8 protein-coding genes are annotated in these 8938 nt (G+C 58.7%); all 8 read left to right on the forward strand.

All coding sequences use genetic code 11. From position 1 onward, the window contains the following. Window positions 1-333 precede the first annotated feature (333 nt). Window positions 334-1407: a dTDP-glucose 4,6-dehydratase gene (gene rfbB, locus CCD76_RS18355; protein ID WP_087720966.1), complete on the forward strand. Its 1074-nt coding sequence runs from the start codon at window positions 334-336 to the stop codon at window positions 1405-1407. Between the two features lie 17 nt (window positions 1408-1424). Further along, the gene (gene rfbA / locus CCD76_RS18360) at window positions 1425-2312 is read left to right on the forward strand and encodes a glucose-1-phosphate thymidylyltransferase RfbA (protein ID WP_087720967.1); all 888 of its coding nucleotides are present in this window, start codon (window positions 1425-1427) and stop codon (window positions 2310-2312) included. Then, the gene (rfbC, locus tag CCD76_RS18365; protein ID WP_087720968.1) at window positions 2309-2854 is read left to right on the forward strand and encodes a dTDP-4-dehydrorhamnose 3,5-epimerase; all 546 of its coding nucleotides are present in this window, start codon (window positions 2309-2311) and stop codon (window positions 2852-2854) included. Before rfbA ends, rfbC begins: the two co-directional genes overlap by 4 nt. A gap of 13 nt (window positions 2855-2867) precedes the next feature. Beyond that, a complete protein-coding gene (gene rfbD, locus CCD76_RS18370; RefSeq protein ID WP_087720969.1) occupies window positions 2868-3767 on the forward strand; it encodes a dTDP-4-dehydrorhamnose reductase in 900 nt (299 codons plus the stop codon). A 602-nt stretch (window positions 3768-4369) separates the two neighbouring features. Beyond that, window positions 4370-5758, forward strand: coding sequence for an undecaprenyl-phosphate glucose phosphotransferase (locus CCD76_RS18375; protein WP_087720970.1), 1389 nt, complete (start codon window positions 4370-4372; stop codon window positions 5756-5758). A 267-nt stretch (window positions 5759-6025) separates the two neighbouring features. Further along, the gene (locus tag CCD76_RS18380) at window positions 6026-7303 is read left to right on the forward strand and encodes an O-antigen ligase family protein (protein ID WP_256961380.1); all 1278 of its coding nucleotides are present in this window, start codon (window positions 6026-6028) and stop codon (window positions 7301-7303) included. 192 nt (window positions 7304-7495) lie between these two features. Further along, the gene (locus CCD76_RS18385; protein ID WP_087720971.1) at window positions 7496-8167 is read left to right on the forward strand and encodes a hypothetical protein; all 672 of its coding nucleotides are present in this window, start codon (window positions 7496-7498) and stop codon (window positions 8165-8167) included. Further along, window positions 8160-8828: an RES family NAD+ phosphorylase gene (locus tag CCD76_RS18390; protein WP_218777077.1), complete on the forward strand. Its 669-nt coding sequence runs from the start codon at window positions 8160-8162 to the stop codon at window positions 8826-8828. The genes CCD76_RS18385 and CCD76_RS18390 overlap by 8 nt, the downstream gene beginning before the upstream one ends. Window positions 8829-8938: the final 110 nt, after the last annotated feature.

Here is an 8938-nt window from a genome sequence, read left to right on the forward strand (position 1 = left end):
AATCAGCACCCTCGTGAATGAGGCGGGTTCATGCTGTTTTCGACCCAGGACGAATTTACTCGCTCTATGACTTCGAGGCTTGTCAGCGCACTACACGGTCTGGGTTTTAATATATAGTGCGGCCTGGGTTTCAATATATGGTGTGGTCTGGTTTTTAATATATAGCGAGGTCTGGATTTTAATGTGTAGTATGGTCTGGTTTTCAATATATAGCAGCCGCTGAAGCAGGCAATTATTTGTCGATATGCCTGACAATGATGGTCGCTCTGATGCCTTTTCCCGAGAGACCCCAGCACGTAAACTGTAAAGGTTCTCACAGTATCGGATGCAGGCATGAAAATTTTGGTAACGGGAGGGGCCGGTTTCATCGGCTCGGCGGTGATACGCCACCTGGTTTCTGATACCGGGCATGCGGTAGTCAACGTGGACAAGCTTACCTATGCCGGCAACCTTGCTTCCCTCGGCGCGGCTATCGAGAGTGAGCGCTATGCGTTCGAGCAGGTGGATATCTGTGATGCCGATGCGTTGCGCGGCGTGTTCGAACGTCATCAGCCCGATGCGGTCATGCATCTGGCGGCTGAATCCCATGTCGACCGTTCCATCCACGGGCCGGCGGACTTCATCCAGACCAATCTGGTGGGCACGGGTGTACTGCTCGAAGCCGCCCGCGCATATTTCGAGAGCCTTTCCGGCACGCGTCGCGAGGGCTTTCGATTCCACCATGTCTCTACCGACGAGGTCTACGGTGACCTTGACGGGCCGGAGGGACTGTTTACCGAGCAGACGCCTTATGCGCCGAGTTCGCCCTATTCGGCCAGCAAGGCCGGGTCGGATCATCTGGTGCGGGCGTGGCATCGTACCTTCGGGCTGCCGGTGCTGGTCACCAACTGTTCGAACAACTATGGGCCATATCACTTTCCCGAAAAGCTGATTCCGCTGATGATTCTCAACGCCCGCGCCGGCAAGCCGTTGCCGGTCTACGGTGACGGGAGTCAGGTACGCGACTGGCTGTATGTCGAGGATCATGCTCGGGCGCTGGTCACGGTGATCGAGTCGGGCCGGGTGGGGGAAACCTACAATATTGGCGGCCACAACGAACATCGCAATCTCGAGGTGGTCGAGCGCATCTGCGCGTTACTGGAAGAGCTGGCGCCCCGGCACCCCGAGGGGGTGACGCGCTATGCGGACCTGATCACCTACGTGAAGGATCGCCCGGGGCACGATGTGCGCTATGCCATCGATGCGGGCAAGGTGGAGCGTGAGTTGGGCTGGCGCCCCCGCGAGACCTTCGAAAGTGGCTTGCGCAAGACGGTGCAGTGGTATCTGGACAATCACGCCTGGATCGAAGGCGTCACTAGCGGTACCTATCGTGACTGGACCGCGAAGCAGTATGGAAAGCACGGATAGGACAAGGATCGAGTCTCATGAAACGTAAAGGTATCATTCTCGCCGGTGGGTCCGGCACGCGCCTGCATCCGGCAACCATGGCGATATCCAAGCAGTTGTTGCCAGTCTACGACAAACCGATGATCTATTATCCGCTGGCGACCCTGATGCTGGCGGGTATCGACGAGATCCTAATCATCTCCACGCCTCAGGATACGCCGCGTTTCGAGCAGTTGCTGGGCGACGGCAGCCAGTGGGGCATTTCGGTGGAGTACGCCGTGCAGCCATCGCCGGACGGGCTGGCCCAGGCCTTCATCATCGGCAAGGAATTTCTGAATGGCGCGCCTAGTTGTCTGATTCTCGGCGACAATGTCTTCTATGGGCATGATCTGCAGCCGCTGCTCGACAGCGCCATGTCGCGGGATAGCGGCGCCAGCGTTTTTGCCTACCATGTACACGACCCGGAGCGCTATGGTGTCGTGGATTTCGATGGCGACGGTCGAGCCACTTCGCTCGAGGAAAAGCCCGCCGTGCCGAAGTCGAACTATGCCGTCACCGGTCTCTATTTTTACGATGGCGATGTGGTCGAGATGGCCGAGAAGCTGGAGCCTTCCCATCGTGGCGAGCTGGAAATCACCGATATCAATCGCGCCTATCTGGAGCGGGGCGATCTCAATGTCGAGATCATGGGCCGCGGCTTTGCCTGGCTGGATACCGGGACGCACGATTCATTGAACGAGGCGTCCAATTTCATCGCCACCATCGAGCATCGTCAGGGACTGAAGGCGTGTTGCCCTGAAGAGGTCGCCTGGCGACGCGGTTTGATCGGTGACGAACAGTTGATGGCGTTGGCTGCACCCTTGGCCAAGAGCGGTTATGGGCAGTATTTGCAGCGTCTGGTTCGCGAGAAGAGGACGCACAAATGAAGGTGATCGAGACACAGTTGCCCGAGGTCTGGATACTCGAGCCGAGGGTATTCGGTGATGAGCGCGGCTTTTTCATGGAAAGCTTCAATCAGCACGCTTTCGAGGAGGCGACCGGTTGCCGTCGTGCATTCGTCCAGGATAACCATTCCCGTTCGCGCTGCGGCGTGCTTCGCGGCCTGCATTATCAGTTGGAGCAGCCACAGGGCAAGCTGGTACGGGTAACGCATGGCCGCGTGTTCGACGTTGCCGTCGACCTGCGACGCAGCTCGCCGAATTTCGGCCGCTGGGTCGGTGTGGAGCTGTCGGCCGACAACAACCGCCAGCTTTGGGTGCCGGAAGGCTTCGGGCATGGTTTCGTGGTGCTGTCGGACAGCGCGGATTTCCTCTACAAGACGACTGACTATTATCACCCGGCGTCGGAGCGCAGCATTCGATACGATGATCCCGATCTGGGCATCGAGTGGCCGCAACTCGAGGCGCTTTCCTTGTCCGACAAGGATCTCGAAGGCAGTTCGTTCCGCGACGCGGACGTATTCGACTGACACCGGGGGCATCATGAAGTGGTTGGTTCTAGGAAGCTCCGGGCAGGTTGGTCGGGAATTGAGCCGGTCCTTGCAGTCTTTGGGGCGTGGCGCGGCATTGTCGCGTCAGCAGTGCGATCTGGCTGTCGCGGGCGAGGTGGCCGAGGCGATCGCTCGCCATGAGCCGGATGTCGTCATCAATGCTGCTGCTTATACCGCTGTCGATCGCGCCGAGGACGAGCCGCAGTCGGCCTACCGGGTCAACGCGGATGCGGTCGAGGAGCTTGCCAGGGCTTGTGCCGAGCGGAACGTGTCGCTGGTGCATTACTCGACGGACTACGTTTACTCGGGGCAGGGCGATAAGCCTTTTCAGGAGGATGATGCGACCGGCCCCCTTTCGGTTTATGGCAAGAGCAAGCTGGCCGGTGAGCAGGCGATAGCTCGTGCCGGTGCCAGGGCGCTGGTCTTTCGTACCAGTTGGGTCTATGCGTCGCATGGCAGTAATTTCGTCAGGACCATGCTGCGTCTGGGGCGTGAACGGGATGACTTGAGTGTCATCGACGATCAGATCGGGGCGCCGACATGGGCAGCGACCATTGCCGATGTGACTGCGCTGGCGCTGTACGCATGGCAACGTGAGCAGTGGTCGCCTTCGCTGGCGGGTGTCTATCACCTGACTGCCTCTGGTGCAACGAGCTGGCATGGCTTCGCTGAGGCAGTGTTCGAGGAGGCTCTGGCGCTGCAATTGATCGACCGTGCGGAGATGCCTCGCGTCGCACCGATTTCTTCGGCCGATTATCCACAGAAAGCGCCACGGCCAAAGAATTCGCGCATGGATCTTGCGCGTCTGGAGCAGGCTTTCGGTCTTGCCATGCCTGACTGGCGTGATGCGCTGAGAAGTTGCCTCCAGTATATGAAAGATGGTCAACAGTAGGCTCGGGCGGCTTTTGGTCGGATCATTGGCATCTTCGGCGATACGCCGGTTCTGGTTGGTGTCATCAGACAGCAGGTGAGCTAGGTTTTGTCTGAAAAGTCGTCGAGCGAAGGTCAGACAAGGCAAAAATCGGCGAAAAGGCGGAGTTTACGCGGTGTAAATGAGTACTTTGAGCCGATTTTTAACGCCGTATGGCCGAGCGCAGGCAGTTTTCAGACAAAGCCTAATGAGCGCCCGGAAGAGCTGGCGGAGATCGTGCTGGAATGGGCCGGTGTGCGAACCTTCTCAGCTTGCGACTCGGCGGCAGCGGCACGCGATTCGTTGAAGCCAGCGATCCGCCGATGTGGATAATTCACGAGCCGACACGGCAGAACAGGATGGTGAAGCATGGCCAGCGATACGATGGAATTGCTGGGCAGGTCAATGAACAGGCTGCTACGCCATGTTTTTTGTTCCCGTTTAGCCAAAAGTTTTCCGTTCCCGTTTAGCCAAAAAATAGTATGGATACGGTTGCCTGGCCTGAGTGTCACGCCGCCTGGCAGCACATTGCATCGTTATAGATATGCTGAAATCTTTCCGTTCTTGAGTTACCCGGCCAACCGATGAGCGTTTCGAGACAACAGAGAAGTATTACCGAGCGATATCCGGCTCAGATATTCGTACCCTTGATCGATGCCGGCGCTGTGCTGTTGTCGGGTTTCCTGGCCCACTGTATCCGGTTCGGTACGCTGGCTGTACATGATCGGTTTCTGCTGGCCATGATGATCATGGCCATCTTCGTCGTGATGGCCAACTTCATCGCTGGCGCTTACGTGCGTTGGCGCACCACCCGGCTCTCCAACATCCTGTTTCGACTGGTGGCCGTTTGGGGCATCGTTGCGTTGATGGCGACGTCGATCATCTACCTGGCCGAAGCCTCGGTTCGCTATTCGCGCTTGTGGCTGGGAATGACACTGCTGTTCTCGCTGGGGCTGGCGGCCGGTTTTCGCGTACTCGTGATGCTGCTGCTCAAAAGCGCGAGGCTATCGGGCAAGAACCTTCGGGGGGTCTTTCTCGTGGGGCCTGCCCCGAACCTGCTCAAGGTGGCCAGAAGCATGCGCAAGACGCCGGGGGAGGGCTTCGCGATTTCCGGCGTGCAGCGCTTGAAGGAGGCGCCGGATCCGGCTTTCCTCAGCTGTCTTGCCCGCCGGGTGCAGGATTCCGGCGCCCGCGAGGTATGGCTCTGCCTGCCGCTGGAAATGGGAGGGGCGGTGCGCGAGATCATGCATGCGCTGCGCCACCAGACAGCGGAGGTGCGCTTCATTCCCGAGTTTCAGGACATGCGGCTTCTCAATCATCGCATCAGTGAGGTGGCGGGGCACTTCGCGCTCGATTTGAGCGTGACGTCCATGGGGGAAACGCCGCGCTTCCTGAAACGGGTAGAGGACCTGGTACTGGGTAGCTTGTTCCTGCTCTTGTCGCTGCCTGTCTGCGCCATTATCGCGGTGGTTCTCAAGCTGCAATCGCCGGGGCCGGTGCTGTTCAAGCAGTACCGCATGGGCAGCAACGGCCGTCGCTTCAAGGTCTACAAGTTCCGTTCGATGGAAGTCCATACGGAGGCCGATGGTGTCGTGACCCAGGCCAGGCAGGGCGATCCTCGCGTGACCAAATTCGGCGCCTTTCTCCGGCGTACATCGCTGGACGAGCTGCCGCAGTTCTACAACGTATTGCAGGGTCGCATGTCCATCGTCGGGCCGCGGCCCCATGCGCTGGCGCACAACGAGTATTACAAGGACGTCGTCGAGTCCTACATGAAACGCCACAAGGTGAAGCCGGGGATCACTGGCTGGGCGCAGGTCAATGGCCTGCGGGGCGGGACGGAGGATATCGAAAAGATGCGGCTGCGTGTAGAACACGATCTCTGGTACATCGACAACTGGTCGCTATGGCTGGATCTGCGGATCATTGCACTGACCATCGTCAGAGGCTTTTGCGATCCGAACGCCTTGTGACAGTGCTTTGAGATAAGGCTTTTCGCCCGTTACCGGCACGGGGCAAGGTGATTTGCCACATTTGGCGCTGCTGATGCTCGGGGATATGAAGTACATTGCTGCTTTGGCCCTGGAAAGGCATTGCCGCTCTGAATCCAGCCTGAGCATCGCTCGCTGACTTTTCAGGCAGATCCTAACGAGAGGTAGCCGTTCGAGATCGGGGCGCCCGGCCCGTATACTTCCGCCTGGCATTATCGGCTTGTTGTTTCTGGTTAGCGGAAGAGTCTCGTGATCAACGTATTGGATCGTCATAAAGGGGTAGGCGCCGTGGCTTCGGCCTACACCCATATCGCCGTGTTTCTGATGGGCGCCATTGCCCTGGTCGTGCCTACCGGCTATTCGCTGGGGCCGGCCTTGCTGTTGCTGGCATCGCCGGTATTGCTGGCCTTGCGGCCCGGGTTCGGTCTGAACCGTCAGGACAAGGCGATCATCGCCATTCTACTGGCGTATTTCGTGGTCGCTGCGTCCCGGGCGCTGGTCGATGGACAGGGCTCGAGCGGTCTGGATAAGCCCAGTCGCTTCCTGTTGGCGGTGCCGGTGCTGTTTTGGCTCGTCGCCTACCCGCCGTGGCTATCTTTCATGTGGTCCGGTATCGCGATAGGGGCTATCGCTTCGGGCGGTTGGGCGATGTGGCAGAAGCTCGTCGAAGGGGCGATGCGGGCGGGTGGCTATACCCATGTCATTCAGTATGGCGACCTCAACATGTTGTTTGGCGTGCTGTGCCTGGCCGGCCTTGGCTGGGCCTTTACGCAGCGCAATGCCAAATATTGGGTGCCTCTTCTTGCGCTGGGCGCGCTGATGGGGATATTGGGGTCCCTGATGTCCGGCAGCCGCGGCGGCTGGGTAGGCTTCCCCTTCGTGTTATTGGTGCTGTATCGCGGCTATGCCCGCTATTTTGCTCGGCGCTGGCTGGTCGGCTTGAGTGTGCTGGTAGTCGCTATCGGTGTAACCGTGTATGCCGTGCCGCAACTCGGGGTGCAAAGCCGCGTCAACGAGGCGTTTTCCAACGTTCAGCAGTATCTCGAAGAGGGGAATACGCGTACTTCTTTGGGGGCGCGTTTCGCCATGTGGCATGCCGCGGTGGAGTTGATCCCCGAGAAGCTCATCTTCGGTTGGGGGGATCGGGGCTACGAACAGGCTCGGGATCGATTGATCGCCGAAGGGCGGGCTGCTCCCATTATCAAGAATTGGGGCCACGTTCATAACGAGTACCTGGATGCCTGGCTGAAACGGGGTGTCTTTGGGCTGCTGGCCTTGCTGGCGCTCTATCTCGTGCCGATGCGGCTCTTCGGCAAGCGGTTGTCGAGCGATGATCTTGCGCTCAAGTCCATTGCCATGGCCGGAATACTGTTGCCGGTGACCTACATGGATTTCGGGCTGTCGCAGGTCTTTCTGGCCCATAACAGCGGGGTGATGGTGTACCCGTTCTGGCTGGTCCTGCTATGGGGGCTATTGAGGCACCGCGAGGCTCATCTGGCCTCGGGCATGCAACCGCGGGAGCGCTGACAGCAACCTGACGTGCCGCGAGTGGAATATTTCACTGTTTACTGGAAGGGTCGGTCTCGATGACCGGCCCTTTTTGTTGTTGTGCGCCAGGCCTGGCGCGCAGCGCCTGACTGACGCTGTCCCCGCATGGTGGTAAAGTATGCTATGTTGCATTGGTGCTTACTTCCATTACCCTCAAAAAAGGAGGGTGTCATGAAAGAAAACATCCTTGAAAACGAAGGTTATGTGCTGATCGGCTCGGCTAAAGAGATCCAGGCAAGGCTGGGCCGCCCACTGGAAACTGATGTCATCGCCTTGTTCCGAGACAGTGGGGATGATGAGCAAGCCACCGTGCTGACCGAGCTGGTCCGTCACGTGACCATTGATTTTGAACGCAAGCTGCACCAACGCAAACGCCAAGCCATGTCCAGAGTGATCGATTCCTATGTGGAGTTCGTCAGTCTGGACAAGACCGCCCTCCTCGAGGCCGAAATGGAGGGGCGTGCCCGGAAGGCAGCTTTGGAAAGCACGAGCTGGCTCACAGCCCGCGAAATTGGCCAGATGGCAGGGCTGGCATCCGACAACCCGAGCGCCCAGACGAGCAAGTGGAAACGGCAGCATAGGATCTTTGCTATCCAGCATCGTAATGTCGATCTCTTCCCTGCCTACGCTCTGGACAAGACGAACGGGTACCGGCCCCTGAAAGGGCTGAAACCGATCCTCGAGCTGTTTGGCAATAGCAAGGATGGTTGGGGGCTGGCCTATTGGTTCTCCTCCGTCAACAGCTATCTCGGTGGGCAGAGGCCACAGGACGTGTTGGATACCGATCCGGAGCGCGTGCTCGCGGCAGCCGACCAGGAACGGGTCGGTGTTGAGCATGGCTAGACGCGAAACGTCGGCCGCGTCTGGTGCTTTGTCGACCCCCACGCCTCCAGAGAAGATTCTGCTTTACACGGTGACGATCAAGCCGGGGACGATCCTGCATCGGGTGCATCAAGCTGAATATGCCGGTACTGCCTTCAACCCCAGCTTACGGGGCAGTGCTCGCTTCAGTCCGCTGCTCGATGACGACGGAGACGTGATTCCTACCCTTTACGCCGCCTATACCTTCGATGGGGCAGCAATGGAGACAGTATTTCATGACGTACCCTTTGCCCCTGGTCCCAAGTCGTTTCCCCGATCTCGGCTCCTGAAGCGCCAGTGCTCGCGCATAGAAGTCACGCAACGGTTGGTGTTGGCGGATCTGACCAGCAAGTCTCTACGTGCCATGGGTATAAAGCGGAACGAACTCATCGACACGGAAGCGGATCAGTATCCGGCCACCAGGGAATGGGCTCGCGCGATTCATGCTCAGCATCTCGATGTTCAGGGATTGTTCTGGGTCTCGCGCCAAGACGATACCGATCGGGCTTTGATTCTGTTCGGGGACCGCGTGGCGCCAGAGGCAATCCGCCAGGTGGAGGAATCGCTTGATCTCACTGGTCGCAGGTTGTTCCCGTCCGTGCTGATGCTGGCTGACCGAATAGGCGTGAATATTGTCCCCTAAAAAAACCGGCAGAGCGGCCGAGCCCGCCCCGCTGGATTGATGTTAGTGGTGAAATAAGGTTCTCAGCCGCCTATATCCTTTGTAACTATTCAGGTGGCTGCGGATGGCAT

Source organism: Salinicola salarius, assembly GCF_002179555.1.
Taxonomy (GTDB): Bacteria; Pseudomonadota; Gammaproteobacteria; order Pseudomonadales; family Halomonadaceae; genus Salinicola; species Salinicola salarius_A.